The 14,905-nt window shown below is 42.9% G+C and carries 16 protein-coding genes; 8 read left to right on the top strand and 8 right to left on the bottom strand.

Going from position 1 to position 14,905, the window contains the following annotated elements; translation table 11 throughout:
* Positions 1-93: 93 nt before the first annotated feature.
* Positions 94-552 carry a hypothetical protein gene (locus CDG60_RS08265; RefSeq protein WP_087511652.1) on the bottom strand — a complete coding sequence of 153 codons (459 nt, stop codon included), beginning with the start codon at positions 550-552 and terminating at the stop codon, positions 94-96.
* 118 nt (positions 553-670) lie between these two features.
* Between CDG60_RS08265 and CDG60_RS08260 the strand changes: the two genes are divergently transcribed.
* Positions 671-1,534, top strand: a complete 864-nt coding sequence (locus tag CDG60_RS08260) for an alpha/beta hydrolase family protein (protein ID WP_087511729.1) — start codon at positions 671-673, stop codon at positions 1,532-1,534.
* Between the two features lie 83 nt (positions 1,535-1,617).
* On the opposite strand, the gene CDG60_RS08255 is transcribed toward CDG60_RS08260, so the two are convergent.
* The 5 genes from CDG60_RS08255 to CDG60_RS08235 form a co-directional block, all read right to left on the bottom strand.
* On the bottom strand, positions 1,618-2,157 hold the full coding sequence (locus tag CDG60_RS08255) for a GNAT family N-acetyltransferase (RefSeq protein WP_087511651.1): 540 nt from the start codon (positions 2,155-2,157) through the stop codon (positions 1,618-1,620).
* An 88-nt stretch (positions 2,158-2,245) separates the two neighbouring features.
* Positions 2,246-3,340: a chorismate synthase gene (aroC, locus tag CDG60_RS08250; RefSeq protein WP_087511650.1), complete on the bottom strand. Its 1,095-nt coding sequence runs from the start codon at positions 3,338-3,340 to the stop codon at positions 2,246-2,248.
* A 12-nt stretch (positions 3,341-3,352) separates the two neighbouring features.
* Complete coding sequence (gene prmB, locus CDG60_RS08245) at positions 3,353-4,363, bottom strand: 50S ribosomal protein L3 N(5)-glutamine methyltransferase (RefSeq protein ID WP_087511649.1); 1,011 nt, start codon at positions 4,361-4,363, stop codon at positions 3,353-3,355.
* Between the two features lie 87 nt (positions 4,364-4,450).
* Positions 4,451-4,831 carry a lysozyme inhibitor LprI family protein gene (locus CDG60_RS08240; RefSeq protein ID WP_087511648.1) on the bottom strand — a complete coding sequence of 127 codons (381 nt, stop codon included), beginning with the start codon at positions 4,829-4,831 and terminating at the stop codon, positions 4,451-4,453.
* 248 nt (positions 4,832-5,079) lie between these two features.
* Positions 5,080-5,466, bottom strand: a complete 387-nt coding sequence (locus tag CDG60_RS08235; protein ID WP_087511647.1) for a hypothetical protein — start codon at positions 5,464-5,466, stop codon at positions 5,080-5,082.
* Between the two features lie 144 nt (positions 5,467-5,610).
* Between CDG60_RS08235 and CDG60_RS08230 the strand changes: the two genes are divergently transcribed.
* The 5 genes from CDG60_RS08230 to CDG60_RS08210 all read left to right on the top strand — a co-directional run bounded on the left by CDG60_RS08230 (position 5,611) and on the right by CDG60_RS08210 (position 10,794).
* A complete protein-coding gene (locus CDG60_RS08230; protein ID WP_087511646.1) occupies positions 5,611-5,916 on the top strand; it encodes a hypothetical protein in 306 nt (101 codons plus the stop codon).
* Positions 5,917-6,061: 145 nt separating this feature from the next.
* Entirely contained in the window at positions 6,062-7,435 is a 1,374-nt protein-coding gene (locus tag CDG60_RS08225) for an ABC1 kinase family protein (protein ID WP_087511645.1), read from the top strand.
* A gap of 220 nt (positions 7,436-7,655) precedes the next feature.
* Positions 7,656-8,951 carry an acyl-CoA dehydrogenase family protein gene (locus CDG60_RS08220; protein ID WP_087511644.1) on the top strand — a complete coding sequence of 432 codons (1,296 nt, stop codon included), beginning with the start codon at positions 7,656-7,658 and terminating at the stop codon, positions 8,949-8,951.
* Positions 8,952-8,981: 30 nt separating this feature from the next.
* Positions 8,982-10,181: an acyl-CoA dehydrogenase family protein gene (locus CDG60_RS08215; protein WP_087511643.1), complete on the top strand. Its 1,200-nt coding sequence runs from the start codon at positions 8,982-8,984 to the stop codon at positions 10,179-10,181.
* 127 nt (positions 10,182-10,308) lie between these two features.
* Positions 10,309-10,794 carry a GNAT family N-acetyltransferase gene (locus CDG60_RS08210; RefSeq protein WP_087511728.1) on the top strand — a complete coding sequence of 162 codons (486 nt, stop codon included), beginning with the start codon at positions 10,309-10,311 and terminating at the stop codon, positions 10,792-10,794.
* Positions 10,795-10,819: 25 nt separating this feature from the next.
* Here the strand turns inward: CDG60_RS08210 and CDG60_RS08205 are convergent, their stop codons facing one another.
* Complete coding sequence (locus tag CDG60_RS08205; protein ID WP_087511642.1) at positions 10,820-11,719, bottom strand: LysR family transcriptional regulator; 900 nt, start codon at positions 11,717-11,719, stop codon at positions 10,820-10,822.
* Between the two features lie 111 nt (positions 11,720-11,830).
* On the opposite strand from CDG60_RS08205, the gene CDG60_RS08200 reads away from it, so the two are divergent.
* Positions 11,831-12,481, top strand: coding sequence for an NAD(P)-dependent oxidoreductase (locus tag CDG60_RS08200; protein WP_087511641.1), 651 nt, complete (start codon positions 11,831-11,833; stop codon positions 12,479-12,481).
* A gap of 71 nt (positions 12,482-12,552) precedes the next feature.
* Here CDG60_RS08200 and CDG60_RS08195 read toward each other — a convergent pair whose 3' ends face one another.
* Positions 12,553-13,779 carry an alkane 1-monooxygenase gene (locus CDG60_RS08195; protein ID WP_087511640.1) on the bottom strand — a complete coding sequence of 409 codons (1,227 nt, stop codon included), beginning with the start codon at positions 13,777-13,779 and terminating at the stop codon, positions 12,553-12,555.
* A gap of 192 nt (positions 13,780-13,971) precedes the next feature.
* Here CDG60_RS08195 and CDG60_RS08190 point away from each other — a divergent pair, with 192 nt between their 5' ends.
* Positions 13,972-14,904 carry an AraC family transcriptional regulator gene (locus CDG60_RS08190; protein ID WP_087511639.1) on the top strand — a complete coding sequence of 311 codons (933 nt, stop codon included), beginning with the start codon at positions 13,972-13,974 and terminating at the stop codon, positions 14,902-14,904.
* The last annotated feature ends 1 nt before the right edge of the window (position 14,905 follow it).

The raw sequence follows: 14,905 nt of genomic DNA, 5'->3' as shown, positions 1-14,905 counted from the left end.
ATCCATCTTCAAAAAAACAATAAAAATCGTTTTTTAATTAACCACCCTTCTTATCATTCCATTCAAACGTATTCATCATTCATTCTGCCTGCATTACAACAGTGTAATCGCTGATCCAAGTAACAGCATTCCTGTCGCACCAACCTCTGCCAGTACAAGTAACAGCATTGCAAAAGTCATCATCCATGTCGGCAGGTGAAACCGCCCCATCTGATGAGGTGTTCTGAACTGATTAGTCGTATCTTTGAGTAAGCCGTGTAATATATAGCTTAAAACTGAAAAGCTGAAAAAGATCAGATTCAGTACTACAAACACCAGATTCCATAATTCAGTCCAGACTGAAAAATAGCTTAATACTGCCAGAATCAGTGATGCAGGTGCATAAAGCAGACTGCTCCGATGTGCGATATCAACATAATAATGCGCTCTGGACTGTTCTGACTGCCTGATCTGTAAATATTTCCAGACACCTGTCAGCATCCCCACCCATAAAAATATCCCACTGAAAACGATAGCCAGTCTTATAGACAACGCCAGTTGTAATCCGTCCATATACCTTCCTTTTTATAATGATTTTTCCAGTCTGACTTTTCAGTCATTTACTTTTACAAGTTTCTTTTTGGAACTTGTGTAAAGTATCCATAAATTCCTCAACAGAACATACTGAATGATGACAAATCCAGAAATACTCCAAATCCGTTGCCAGGATAATTATATTTTAAGCGCTAACTATTATGCAGCAAGCACAGATGCTCCCCAGCAACCCTACCCCGTCCTGTTATGCCCCGCCACAGGTATCACCAAGGGTTTTTATCATGCATTTGCTGAATGGCTGAGCTTACAGGGTTTTAATGTACTAAGCTTTGACTTTAGGGGCATTGGTGAGTCACTTTATGGTCCAGTCAGTAAGTCTACAGCTTCAATCAGCCAGTGGGGACAGCTTGATATTCCTGCGGCTCAGAAGGTTTTACTGGAAAAAACCCACTCAGACAAAATCATACTGCTGGGACACAGTGCAGGCGGTCAGCTGCTGGGCATTAACCCTGACTATCAACAAGTCGCCAAAGTCATTGCTGTATCAGGCTCAACTGGTCATATCAAAGGACTGAAAGGTCAGACCCGCATTATGGCACCTATATTCTTTAAACTGGTTTTCCCTGCTGCACGTTACACCATTGGCTATGGACCAACCAAAGCTGTCGGTATGGGTGAAAATCTGCCCAAAGATGTTGCAAGAGAATGGGCGCAGTTCTGCAGCAAGCCAGGTTATGTCATGAATGCGATTGGAAAAACTGTCACTGAACATTATCATGACCAGATTACCATCCCTGTGACTGCTCTATGGTCAACTGACGATGAGATTGCAACCGAAGCCAATGTCAAAGATCTGCTCCGACTTTATCCAAATGCAGAAACCAGAATGATTGAGCTCAAACCGGAAGCATATAATCACAAAAGTATTGGACACATGCTGATGTTCCGTAAATCTCATCAGAACCTATGGAATGTCATCAAAGATCAGCTTGCCGTTTAAAATTTCAGTCATTCTGAAACTTTTCCAATCAATGCCAGGAGGACAGCTTACTTCTGGCATCTTTTTATTCATCAGAACGGTTTTTATTTTTCGACTGTTTTTTTCAACTGAAGCAACATGATGGACTGTAATGGAACACCTACATCTGCATGCACAGGATATTCTTCTGTAATACCTGTTTGTACATAGCCTCGGCGTGCATAGTATTCTATCAGTTCTGCCCTGACATCCAGGACATACATCTGAAATTCATTGATTGCATCAAACTCATTCAGCACTGTCTGCTCTGCAAATTCCAGCAGCACTTTTCCAAGCCCCGAGTTCTGCCTCCTCGGTTTTACACAGAAAGTCCCTATTTCCACGGCCTGATGAAGTTCCGTAATCCCAATACAACCAATTATGGAAACAGTTGCGTCATTTAGATACGCCTGTTCCATGACATAAAAGTGGTTACGGATATCGCCTGTAAAACTGTCCAGCTGCTGTTCATTAATCCTTGCACCATTGACCAGACCATATTCAGTTGTCCATGATGAGGATTCTTCTCTGTACGCCTGATTCAGCAGGTTTACGACTGCAGTTTTGTCCTGCTCAGCAAATTTTCTTATTTTAAAATCAGTCATTTTATTCCTTTAATTTCTGATTCATATTCTTTGCAAAAAAATACCGAGTCTCAGACCCGGTATTTTCAGCATACTGTTAAAGCATGGCTTATTTCGGCTCAATTGGTGCAAATGGAGCAACCACATCTGCATTCTGCGCACGATGACGCATGAAGTGATCCATCAGGACAATCGCCAGCATTGCTTCTGCAATAGGTGTTGCACGAACACCGACACAAGGATCATGACGACCTTTGGTCAGTACATCCGTATTTTCACGTTCAATACTGATGGTTTTTCCTGGCGTAGTGATAGATGCTGTCGGTTTAAGAGCAATCGCGACACGAATCGTCTGACCACTGGAAATACCGCCCAGAATCCCACCTGCATGATTGGCAAGGAAACCATCCGTGCTGAGTTCATCACGTGTTTCATGACCAAACTGTTCTGCAACCGCAAAGCCATCACCAATTTCCACACCTTTCACGGCGTTGATGGACATCATGGCATGCGCAATATCCGCATCCAGACGGTCAAAGACAGGTTCACCCCAACCTACCGGTACTTTTTCTGCCAGAATTTCCAGCTTCGCACCACAACTTGTACCCTGTTCACGCAGTGAAGTCACAAGGGCTTCAAAACGTGGTACTGCATCAGCATCACCACAGAAAAATGGGTTGTTTGACACTTCATTCCAGTCTAACTTTTCAGCTACTTCAGTACCGATCTGAGTGACATGACCACGAATGTCGATACCAAACTTTTCTGCCAGATATTTCTTGGCGATTGCACCAGCTGCAACACGCATAGCAGTTTCACGGGCACTTGAACGACCACCACCACGATAATCACGGAAACCGTATTTCTGTGTATAAGTATAGTCTGCATGACCTGGACGGAAAGTCTGAGCAATGTTGCCATAATCTTTAGATTTCTGGTCAGTATTGCGAATGAGCAAACCAATGGATGTACCGGTCGTTTTACCCTCAAACACACCTGAGATGATTTCCACTTCATCAGGCTCTTTGCGCTGAGTGGCAAATTTCGATGTTCCAGGTTTACGACGGTCCAGATCTTTCTGTAAATCTTCAGCACACAGTTCAAGCCCTGGCGGAACACCATCCACAATTGCCATTAAACCTGCACCATGAGATTCACCACAAGTCGTGACCCGGAAAAGCTGTCCTATGCTGTTACCTGCCATGTTCACGACTCCTTATGATTTAACTGACTGAATAAATAATTCACGGTATTTACGACACTGTTCAGCAGTCAGGGCAAAAATACCTGAACCACCTTTCTGGAACTGTAACCAGTAAAAATCAACCGTATTGAAATTCTGACGCATAGCCCATTCTGAGTTGCCCACTTCAATCACAATCAGACCATCTTCTGTCAGATAGTCTGCCGCCTGAGCCAGCATTTTACGTACCAGATCCAGACCATCCTGACCCGCTGCCAGTGCAAGCTCAGGTTCGTGGTGGAATTCTTCTGGCAGGTCTGCCATGTCTTCAGCATCTACGTACGGTGGATTGGATACGATTAAATCGTACTGATTTTCAGCAGGAACTTTTGTAAACAGATCCGACTCAAGCAATGCCACCTGATACTGTTTATTATGATGTTCAGCATTGATGGAAGCCACTTCCAGCGCTTCTTTTGAAATATCAGTTGCATCCACTTCAGCATCAGGGAAAGCATAAGCCAGTGCAATGGCAATACAGCCAGAGCCTGTACACATATCCAGAATACGCTGTGGCGTTTTAGGCTGAGCATTTTCAGGTAAATTATTCAGACCTTCGCGGGCTTCACCATTTTCATCCAGACAATATGGCGCAAAACGCAGATTAATCAGTTCTGCGACAGGTGAACGCGGAATCAGAACACGTTCGTCCACATAATAAGGTTTGTCACAGAAGTAAGCCAGATTCAGCAGATAAGATGTCGGAACTTTTTCATTGATACGACGTTCGAGTAACGCAAGGAACTCAGCTTTTTCACTTGGTAACAGTTTTGCATCCAGAATTTCAGCATCTGCTTTCCATTCAAGAGACATGGTCTGTAACACCAGTGCAGAACTTTCTGCAAAATAATCTTCAGTACCCTGACCCAGATGTGCATCGTATTGACGTAGAGCTGTAACACCGAAACGGATAAAGTCACGAATGGTTGTTAAATTTTCAGCGGCTTCCTGTAAATGTTCAGGGCTTATAGTCGGTCGATCCACTTAAGGCGTCTCCAGGGTAAATTTTTAAACGCCTTATGATACCTTGTTTTGACAGTTTTTATAACGTGCCTGTCACATTGAAACCAATTATTTGGCTGTTATAAATTTTGTCTGATAATAATCAGCCTGATTTACTGTCATTGCCAGTACACATTTGAGTTTCTGAACTTCAGCAAACTCATAAGAACTTTTGAAATAACATTGCTGCTGAACTCTGTTTTCCCACAACTTATGCTGCACCATGATGTTCTGCTGGTTACTGCCACTGTTACCTAAATAGTTTTTAAAAGTTTCCTTCAGTCTTTTTTCCTGCTCTTTGTATTCTTTCTCAGCGCATTTTTTGACTGTTGCATTATTACCATAAGAGGTATTCAGACAACGTGTATATTCTTTGGAAAAACCTTTTGCAGATGCAGAACCTGCTCCAAACACACAACACACCACGATCACTGGCATTAAAATTTTCATGGCTTCCCCTTGCCTTCATTAAATTACAGCTGATTAATTTTTTACATGAACAGATGCAGACAGACTGTCTGAGTGCAGGCCATACTTAAACTCCACCCGATCAATCAACACACCAGTGCTGTTTTGCAAGCAACATGAGCAACTGAATCATAATCAAAAAAAAGATTATTATTGTCCGTCAGTATTTAAATCGTCAGGCTCTGAAAAATCAATATAAATTCAGACCAATAATTAAAAATATGTGCTTTTTACAATAGATTCCAGCAGACTTCACTGGATCTGTTTAATGTTCGCACACACTCAAATGCAGTTGGATGCCACTGCTCATCTGCGATTATTTTACCCGACACGGCATCTCTCAGATAAGATTTTGCTTTCAGAATCTTCCCATGATTGATACTCACCTGAGCTGTGTCACACAGTTTTTCTGAAAGTTCATTTTCACAGGATTCAAATTTTACTGTGACCTGTGTCTGATCTGTCTCAATATTGACCTGTTTAGCGCCATTTACATATTTTTCCTCAATTGCGCAGGACTGATGGTTTTTAAAACCACTGAATGTACAGGTTTCTGCATGAGTCTGTGTTATGGCTGATAAAACTGTCACCGAACCCGCAAGGAGCCATTTTTTCATGATTATTCCCCTATATTCAAAACGGCTCATCATATCAGCAGATGTTCATGCAATTGCTTAACTATTCATGTTCTATACAATTCAGGCTTGATTTATGAGATAAAGATCACTATATATTCATCGACCTGTTAATGATTCATTTTTATGAGCTATAAACACAACAATCTGCTTGCTATTCGGCAGAATTACTGGAATGACAATACTTCCCCTGCAGTTATTGATGAAAAACAGTTTTTCCAGCACACCCTGATCGAACATGGCATATTTCAAAGTCCCTCTCAGGAGGATGCCCGTTACTTTTTTTTCAATCTTCCCAGTATCATTATTGTGAAAGGTTATGCACTGGGTTTTAAAAATCCAGCTGTCCAGCATATGATCACGAACTTCATTCAGGACAACAGACAGAACCTGATGAACAGACAGGAACTTAAAATTCAGTTCCGCATGTAAATGTACAGCGAACAACGCCAGTCTTTTTACTGACCTTAAATACACTGATATTTCGATAAGTTGAACTGTTTTAATACGGTAGGAACCTGTAATATCCGTTACAATTAATTTTCAGTCCTCATCGCGCTTTCAAGGATTTCCCTTCATGTCAGATCAGAACGATAAGCTTAAACAGCTCAAAACCTCCTCAATGGACCGCCGTTTATCCATTGCTAAGGCGTCCCTGTTAGCAGGTACCCGCTGGGCTGCATCAAGTGCGGGTTCAATCTTTTCCAGTGAAGAAGAAAAAGAAAAAAAACGTAAGAAAGCGATGAAGGAACAGGCAGACTATCTGGTTGCCGAAATAGGCAAACTGAAAGGCTCAATTGTAAAAATTGGTCAGATGATGGCACTGTATGGTGAGCATTTTCTACCCAAAGAAATTACAGATGCGCTGAACACGCTGAACAATCAGACTGTTGCACTTGCATGGCCTGCAATTAAACAGCAACTTGTCAGTCAGCTGGGATCGAAACTCGATGATCTGACCATTGATCATGAACCTCTCGGAACGGCATCGCTGGCACAGGTTCACCGCGCAACACGCAAATCTGACGGCATGGAACTGGTTCTCAAAATTCAGTATCCCGGTGTGGCTGCTGCCATTGATTCCGATATGAGTCTGTTCCGCAACATGCTGAAACTGACACGTATGGTTCCGCAGACCCGTGAGTTTGATCAGTGGTTTGATGAAGTCCGTGAAATGATGCACCGCGAAGTGGATTATGGCATAGAGGCTGCAACCACCCGCCGTTTTGCAGAGCGTCTGCGTAATGACAGCCGTTATGCAGTCCCGCAGATCATTGATGAATACTGCACTGATCAGGTGCTGTGCATGACCTTTGAACGTGGTGTACCGATTAACAGCCCTGTCATGCTGTCTCTACCTCAGGAACGCCGTAATGCACTGGGTGAGGCATCACTTGAAATTGCAGTCCGTGAGCTTTTTGAATGGGGTGAAATGCAGACTGACCCGAACTTTGGTAACTACCTGGTTCGACTGGGCAATGGCAATGATATTAAAGACAAAATTATTCTGCTCGACTTCGGTGCCATCCGTCAGTTTGATGAGCATCTGCTGACGGTTGCCCGCAACCTGATTAAAGCAGGTTACTATCATGATCCACAGTCTATGGTCAGTGCCATGACCGGTTATGATTTCTTTGATTCAATTCCGCAAAGCATTAAACCCGATATGGCGAAAGTGTTTTTATTGGCAACTGAAGCATTCAGCAGCCCTGAAAACAATAAAGAGCTTCCTGAAGGTGTGATGGACAATGAAAACCGCTATGACTGGAAAAAAAGTCAGTTACACAGCAGAGTGATGCAACAGGCTTCAAAATCCATGGCTTCACGCTATTTCAGTGTGCCGCCTAAAGAATTTATGTTCATCAGCCGCAAGTTTATTGGTGCATATACATTTATGACAGTGATAGATGCAAAAACCAATGTCCGCAACATGATTAAAGTTTTCATTTAATTCAGTCAGGCTGAGATGGCAAATGTCATCTCAGTCAATTCCACATTAAAACCGATTTTTTTTCAAAAAAATAATTCAATAAATAACAATATATTAATTAAAAATAAACCTCGCAGAATACCATTCATCACCGACAATCCAGCATGTCATTTCCGACATAGTTTTTCTGTTTCAGGCATGTCAGCATAAAAACACAAAACTCCATTCGCGGGAAATAAAAATGTCCAATATGGTAAACAAGGCTCAAGGACTTGGGCTGTCTTTTATTACAAAAATTGCAGGAAGCGATCTTCTGGATCAGTTCAAATTAAGAAAACTGGTTGAAAAGTCACTGTATCAGGGGTCAAAAGCTGGATTTAAAACACTGAGTAAAACTCAGAAAGTATTTAAATCAGATACAGGCGTCAAAAAACAACGTTTACCAAATCAGGAAAAGTCACTGTTTGACCTCAGTCTGACTGAAGAACAGCAGATGACCGTCGATGCCATGAGTCAGTTTGCATCTGAGGTGCTGTATCCACTGGCACATCAGGCCGATCATGATGAGTCTTTTCCTGTGGAGTTATGGCAGCACAGCACTGACCTGGGACTGAACTTCTATGCTTTGCCCGAAGCTCTGGGTGGGGTTGCATCAGAAAAAAACATTATCAGTAATATTTTAATTGCTGAGACTCTGGCGAAAGGTGATTTCAGTCTATCTGCAGGGCTTCTTTCAACGTTCAGCGTCATCAATGCCATTACACAGTGGGGTTCTGAACAGGTTCAGTCTACATTCCTTCCTGTATTTGCAGAAGATACGGATATTCTTGCGACTTTTGCTGTGCAGGAAAATACAGCCGCCTTTAACCCTTATAAGCTGAAAACCAAAGCCATCAGCACAGGAAATCACTATCTGCTCAATGGTGAAAAAACACTGGTTTTATTAGGTGCTACTGCCGATCTGCTGCTGGTTTCAGCTGAACTGAACGGACAGCCTCAGGTATTTGTGGTCAAACGTGATGAATCCATCACTGCCCGCAAAACTCCGGCAATGGGTCTAAAAGCAGCTGAAACAGTCAATCTGATGTTCAAAGACACACCTGCTGTTCTGCTGGGTGATGATGACTTTAACTACTCTGCTTTCCTTGATCTTGGAAACCTGATGTGGTGTGCACTGGCCGTTGGAACCTGCCAGGCTGTTAAAGAGTACTGTGTAAAATATGCCAATGAACGTACCGCATTTGGTGAACCTATTTCACACCGTCAGAGTGTTGCGTTCATGATTGCAGATATGTCCATTGAAATTGATGCCATGCATATGCTGATTTTAAATGCTGCAAGCCTGGCTGAAGCAGGAAAACCATTCCACCGTGAAGCATATCTCGCACGCCTGCTTTGTGCTGAAAAATCAATGAAAATCGGTACAGACGGGGTTCAGATTCTGGGTGGGCACGGTTTTACCAAAGAACATCCTGCAGAACGCTGGTATCGTGATTTACGTGCAACAGCTGTCATGCATTCTGCATTACATGCCTGACCATCAAAGAATAAATAAGGAATATTAATCATGAATTTACAGAATCCTAAAAAATTCAGAATGCTGGTCGATCAGGCTCACGAAACTGCACTGAATGTATTACGCCCGATTTCCCGTAAATACGACAAAGCTGAACATGCCTACCCAAAAGAACTGGATATGCTGGCTTCCCTGCTGGATGGTATGAATGATGGTGGTGATGGTCTGAATGCGGGAGCAGCCGTAAATAAACGTGGTGATACTGATACAAGCAATAAAAATGGCGTAAACATGTCCACGGCGCTTGGTGTCATTGAAATGTGCTACGGAGACACAGGTTTACTGCTGTCCATGCCACGTCAGGGACTCGGGAACTCTGCTATTGCAGCCGTTGCAAATGACGAACAGCTGGAACGCTTTAAAGGCACCTGGGCAGCAATGGCGATCACAGAACCAGGCTGTGGCTCAGACTCCGCAGCAATCCGTACAACTGCAACCAAAGATGGCGATGACTATATCTTAAATGGTGAAAAGATTTTTGTGACGTCTGGCGAACGTGCAGATTCTGTTGTCGTCTGGGCAACACTGGACAAAAAAGTGGGACGTGCTGCGATTAAATCTTTCGTTGTTCCGAAAGGTACGCCAGGCATGAAGGTCGAACGACTTGAACATAAACTGGGAATTAAAGCATCTGACACAGCTGCGATCAGCTTTATAGACTGCCGTGTTCCAGCCGCGAATCTGCTGGGTAATGCCGAAATTGATGTTGCTAAAGGCTTTGCAGGTGTGATGGAGACCTTTGATAACACCCGCCCGCTTGTTGCTGCTATGGCTGTCGGTTGCGCTAAAGCATCTCTTGAGCGCATCAAGGAAATCTTTAAAGATGAACTTGATCCTGATTACAGCACGCCATATTTACAGACGTCCAATATTGCAGCTCAGATTTACCGTATGGAAGCAGAATGGGAAGCAGCCCGTTTACTGACCTTACGCGCAACATGGATGGCAGATAACCGTAAGCCAAACTCAAAAGAGGCATCGATTGCCAAAGCCAAAGCAGGTCGAATTTGTAATGACATTACACTGAAGTGCGTTGAACTTGCGGCAAGTGTTGGTTACAACGAAGATGAATTACTTGAAAAATGGGCACGTGATTCCAAAATCCTGGATATTTTTGAAGGAACACAGCAGATTCAGCAACTGATTATTGCCCGTCGTGAACTGGGTAAATCATCCAGTGAGCTGAAATAACCCTTTTGCGATCTTTCAGATACACCTCCGAAAGATCACTGAATGATGTTTTAAATACTGAAGAAAGATGGATTTATATGATTTTTCATATTATAAAAGTCCATCTTTCTTTTTTAATTTTAAATACATGTATCAGCTTCGCCCCATTCAGTCACAGGATAATCCCGCATTGGCATCCATTATCCGTCAAGTTTCCCATGAGTTTGGACTGGCAGCTGAATCAGGTTTTGCCGTTGCAGACCCTGTTGTGGACAAGCTGTACAGTGTTTACCACCAGGCAAATGCCATTTACTGGGTAATTTCTGATGAATACGGAACAGTTTACGGCGGTGGCGGACTCTCTCCTTTACAGGGTGCAGAATCCATACTTGAAATTCAGAAAATGTATTTTCTACCTGAAATCAGAGGCAATGGCTTTGCTCAGAAGATACTGGAAAATGCTTTTGATTTTGCACGACAGCATGGTTTTAAATCCTGCTATCTAGAAACCACAGCAACTTTATGGCAAGCCGTCAAACTGTACGAAAAACTGGGCTTTCAACATCTGAAAGCACCTAAAGGCAATACCGGTCACAGTCATGCCTGTGAAATCTGGATGGAAAAAATCTTATAAATACTCCAGACAGACCTGCCCATTCTCAGTTTACAGCAGCATTCAGACAATTCTGAATCAGTTGAATCGCTTGTCTGACTTTTGCAGATTTTGAGTTTCGCTGAGGGGTGACAGCCCAGATATTCAGCTGTCCAACATGCCAGTCCGGTAAAATTCTGACCAGTTTCTGCTTCCTTACTGCATCATGAGCTTCAAATGTACTGAGCGCACATACGCCATAACCCTGTTCACACATCTGCTGTAAGATCAGAATATTATTGATACTGAATTTTGACCTGGTCTCAATTTTCCTGCTTTCAAGTGTGTTCATATTCCAGAAATGTTTCAGACCTGTTCCTAAGTGTCCATTCAACAGATTTAACCATTCAGACTGCTGTAAATCTTCAGGACTCTCAGGTTCTGCATTGGCTTTCAGCCATTCTGGTGAAACATACAGCCCCATCTGCATTTCAGAGATTTTGGAAGCAATAAAACTGGAATCAGGCATTTCTCCAACGCGGATTGCCAGATCTATACGCTGCTCGATCAGGTCGATATGCTCATCATCCACGTTCAGGCTCAGACTCAGGTCTGGAAACTGCTTTGCCCATGCTCCCAGTCCATCAGAAAGATAACGCGCAACCCCGACAGGAACAGCAAGTCGAAGCTCACCTACAGGCAGTTCAATTTCAGATTCAAGCAGGCTTTGCGCCTGCTCTGCGGCTGCACATAAATCCTGACAATAACGATAATAACGCTCTCCCAGTTCAGTTAAGGACAGCTTTCGGGTTGAACGGTGCAGCAGTGTAATTCCGCTGTGCTGCTCAAGAAAACGGATCTGTTGACTGACAGCTGAAGGAGACATATTCAGCAATCGTCCTGCTGCACTCATTGACCCCAGTTCAACAACTTTGGCAAAAATTGCCATACGTTTGTAATGATCCATCTTAAACTACAGCTTCAAAATGATTGTCTTAAAACCCTACTATTTTTAAATACTGTAATCAAATACTATTTTTCCATCGAAAGAATGAATCTGAATACAGTGAGGTAACTAATGAAAATTGCACTGATTGGCGGGACAGGATATGCAGGCTCAGCACTGCTTGAGGAACTGGTCAAACGTAACTATCAGGTAAAAGCCATTGTCCGTCAGGAAGGTCGTATTGCAGTAACTGAAAATATTCAGCCCACAGTCGCAGACGTGCTGAATAAAAAGCAGCTTGAACAGGCATTTGAAGATGTGGATGCGGTTATCAGTGCTTATAACCCAGGCTGGGACAATCCGAATATTTTCAACGATTTTATGCAGGGTTCACACAATATTCTGAATGCTGCTAAAGCCGCAGACGTTAAACGCTTACTGATTGTTGGCGGTGCAGGCAGTCTGTATATTGCACCGGGTGAACAGTTGATTGATTCACCGAGTTTTCCAAAAGAAATTTATAACGGTGCAAATGGTGCAAGAGTTCTGCTGGATGAACTTAAACAGGAACACGACCTGAACTGGACCATGATCAGCCCACCTATTGCATTTTCCATCCATCACCCAGGTACCCGGACAGGACAGTACCGACTGGGTACAGATTTTCCATTAATGGATGGTGATCAACCTGGTGCCATTTCAGCACCTGACCTTGCAGTCGCCCTGATTGATGAACTTGAAAAAGGACAGTTCATTAAAGAGCGCTTTACCGTAGCGTACTGATGAAAATCTTATGATTATTTGAACAATAAAATCAAAAAGCCCTGAATATCAGGGCTTTTTACTTTAAAAAATCAGTCTTTGGCAATATTTAAAAGTTTATCCACCACGCCAAATTTTTTAAAAATACGGGCACGGCGTTTTGGAAAAATATTTGCCTTGTTCAGATCACCTTTATAATGATCAAACACACGCTTATCCATCATCTTAAACCACAAAGACGGAATCAGAGCCGGCAGCAGCATGCTGGCATAACCACTTGGCAGTTCAGGCGCTTCATCAAAATGTCTGAGTGCCTGAAATGGGCGTGTCGGGTATGCGTGATGGTCTGAATGGCGCTGTAACTGATACAGGAACAGATTGGTCACAATATTATTATTGTTCCAGCTGTGTTCAGGCATCGTCCGTTCGTATTTTCCATTTTCATCCTGCTGACGCAGCAGTCCATAGTGTTCAATATAATTGATGATTTCAAATAAACCGATACTGTAAAAAGACTGTGCAAGCTGATAAGGCAAAATACCTTTTCCAAACAGTTTCAGCATACTGCCATGAAAAGCGGCCGTCATTCCCCACCCTTGCAGCAGCTCATTGTCCTTAGACCAGAACGAAAGCCCTTTACGTTTTAATCTACGGGTTTCAATTTCAATCGCAGATTTAAAGGAACCAATCACTGTACGGGGTAAAAACTCATAAAAAGTTTCACCCATTTTTGAGGATGCAGGATCTTCAGGTGTCGCTGCACGCTTATGATGCCCGTATGGATGTTCGATCCGGAAATGATTATATCCCGATGGTACCAGTGCCAGATGCGACAGAATATGATCCATCCGTTCTGATTTATGACTGAGTTCATGTGCGGTATTGATCGCGATACCATTGATCGCTCCCATGGAAATACCCAACAGTATCTTATCCAGCAAAGAGGTATTTTCACGGCTCACAAGCCAGCAGGCATAAACATTGGCAACGTACTGCAAAGGAATAAAGGTTTTCACCAGCCGCGCATAATACGGATCCTGTTCAAGCAGTCGAACATCTTCAGCTGTAGGGTTGTTCGAGTCTTTACCTATCACTGTATCTATCGCAGGAATAATAACGTGCAGTACAATTGGACCACCCAGCGCAAATACTTTTTTTAATTGCTTGGGTGCAAACTGATAACCTGCCAGAATTCCAATACCGATAACTGGTAATGATGGGCTGATTGCCCATAAATAACGTTTTTTATCAAGTGCCAACCCTGATTTTACAGGTGCTGCCAAAAGAGATTGCTGATCCATTTTTACTGGGGCATTCATTTTATTATCATCCCTATTCATTTCATTTTTATATATTTGACGATTAGGGCATGTGATAACAGTTGTAATCGTCCAGAAATCCTATGCAGAAGTCTTTGTCTTCATTAGACAGAAATTGTCCTGAAAACACATATTTACAAAGGTCATAATTTTACGCATGCTCAAATACGGAATAGACACAAGATTTGCACTATGGATGCCCTGAGTAAAATTTTTGAAGATATACATCTGAATAAGTCTGAATATATTTATTTAAACCTGTCCGGTGACTGGGCTTTCCGTTACCAGGAACAGGGTGCTATTGCAGCCTATATCGTACTCCAGGGAAAAATACATTTACAGCTGGATGATGGACAGAAGCGTCTGATTGAAGCTGGTGATCTGGTGCTGATTCCTTCAGGACAGTCTCACTATGGCTGTTCAGACCAGGAAAAAACGTTGCTTGAAGCCACAGACATTTCAACCTTATTTGATGAAAAACGACATAAAACCATCGAACTTGGAAATACTGATCTCAAGGAAAACAACTGTTTTATTATTGCGGTGCGTGGGCATATCGACTCAATCATGGCACGTCCATTATTTAATGCATTGCCTGCCTTTATGCACATACATCATATTACAGGCAGCTCTGCCCCCGAGTGGCTCCAGACAGGATTACATTTTCTTGCCATTGAAGCCCATCAGATCCGCCCTGGCAGAGATAAAATCCTCGACCATCTGGTCAGTATTTTAATGATTCAGTGTGTCCGGGATTTTATTACTCAGCTGAATGATGCCGGTAACTGGCTGAATGCGCTGACACACCCTGAGCTTTCCAGTGCACTGGCTGCCATTCATGGTCAGCCTGAAAAAGCCTGGACGGTTGAAAGTTTGGCAGAACAATGCTGTATGTCACGCTCAAAATTTGCAGGTTTATTCAGCCAGATTATTGGTGAAACACCACTTGCCTACTTACAGCAGCATCGGCTGCGCTTGGCTTCACAGATGCTGCGTCAGGGACAGCTGTCCATTCAGCAGATTGCACATAAGGTAGGATACTCATCCGAAACTGCATTCAGCCAGACATTTAAAAAACAGACCACACTGACGCCAACACAGTACCGACAGCATCATCAGTCCTGAC

Source organism: Acinetobacter chinensis (assembly GCF_002165375.2).
GTDB classification, from domain to species: domain Bacteria; phylum Pseudomonadota; class Gammaproteobacteria; order Pseudomonadales; family Moraxellaceae; genus Acinetobacter; species Acinetobacter chinensis.
This window is presented reverse-complemented; position numbering and strand designations above follow the sequence as displayed.

What these genes read in the sequence shown, in the direction of transcription:
- CDG60_RS08235 (WP_087511647.1), bottom strand. Translation starts at nt 5,466, where the DNA reads ATGAAAAAATGGCTCCTTGCGGGTTCGGTGACAGTTTTATCAGCCATA.
- CDG60_RS08260 (WP_087511729.1), top strand. Translation starts at nt 671, where the DNA reads ATGACAAATCCAGAAATACTCCAAATCCGTTGCCAGGATAATTATATT.
- CDG60_RS08240 (WP_087511648.1), bottom strand. Translation starts at nt 4,831, where the DNA reads ATGAAAATTTTAATGCCAGTGATCGTGGTGTGTTGTGTGTTTGGAGCA.
- CDG60_RS08200 (WP_087511641.1), top strand. Translation starts at nt 11,831, where the DNA reads ATGAAAATTGCACTGATTGGCGGGACAGGATATGCAGGCTCAGCACTG.
- CDG60_RS08215 (WP_087511643.1), top strand. Translation starts at nt 8,982, where the DNA reads ATGAATTTACAGAATCCTAAAAAATTCAGAATGCTGGTCGATCAGGCT.
- CDG60_RS08230 (WP_087511646.1), top strand. Translation starts at nt 5,611, where the DNA reads ATGAGCTATAAACACAACAATCTGCTTGCTATTCGGCAGAATTACTGG.
- aroC (WP_087511650.1), bottom strand. Translation starts at nt 3,340, where the DNA reads ATGGCAGGTAACAGCATAGGACAGCTTTTCCGGGTCACGACTTGTGGT.
- CDG60_RS08210 (WP_087511728.1), top strand. Translation starts at nt 10,309, where the DNA reads ATGTATCAGCTTCGCCCCATTCAGTCACAGGATAATCCCGCATTGGCA.
- CDG60_RS08195 (WP_087511640.1), bottom strand. Translation starts at nt 13,779, where the DNA reads ATGAATGCCCCAGTAAAAATGGATCAGCAATCTCTTTTGGCAGCACCT.
- CDG60_RS08205 (WP_087511642.1), bottom strand. Translation starts at nt 11,719, where the DNA reads ATGGATCATTACAAACGTATGGCAATTTTTGCCAAAGTTGTTGAACTG.
- CDG60_RS08255 (WP_087511651.1), bottom strand. Translation starts at nt 2,157, where the DNA reads ATGACTGATTTTAAAATAAGAAAATTTGCTGAGCAGGACAAAACTGCA.
- CDG60_RS08190 (WP_087511639.1), top strand. Translation starts at nt 13,972, where the DNA reads ATGGATGCCCTGAGTAAAATTTTTGAAGATATACATCTGAATAAGTCT.
- CDG60_RS08225 (WP_087511645.1), top strand. Translation starts at nt 6,062, where the DNA reads ATGTCAGATCAGAACGATAAGCTTAAACAGCTCAAAACCTCCTCAATG.
- CDG60_RS08220 (WP_087511644.1), top strand. Translation starts at nt 7,656, where the DNA reads ATGTCCAATATGGTAAACAAGGCTCAAGGACTTGGGCTGTCTTTTATT.
- CDG60_RS08265 (WP_087511652.1), bottom strand. Translation starts at nt 552, where the DNA reads ATGGACGGATTACAACTGGCGTTGTCTATAAGACTGGCTATCGTTTTC.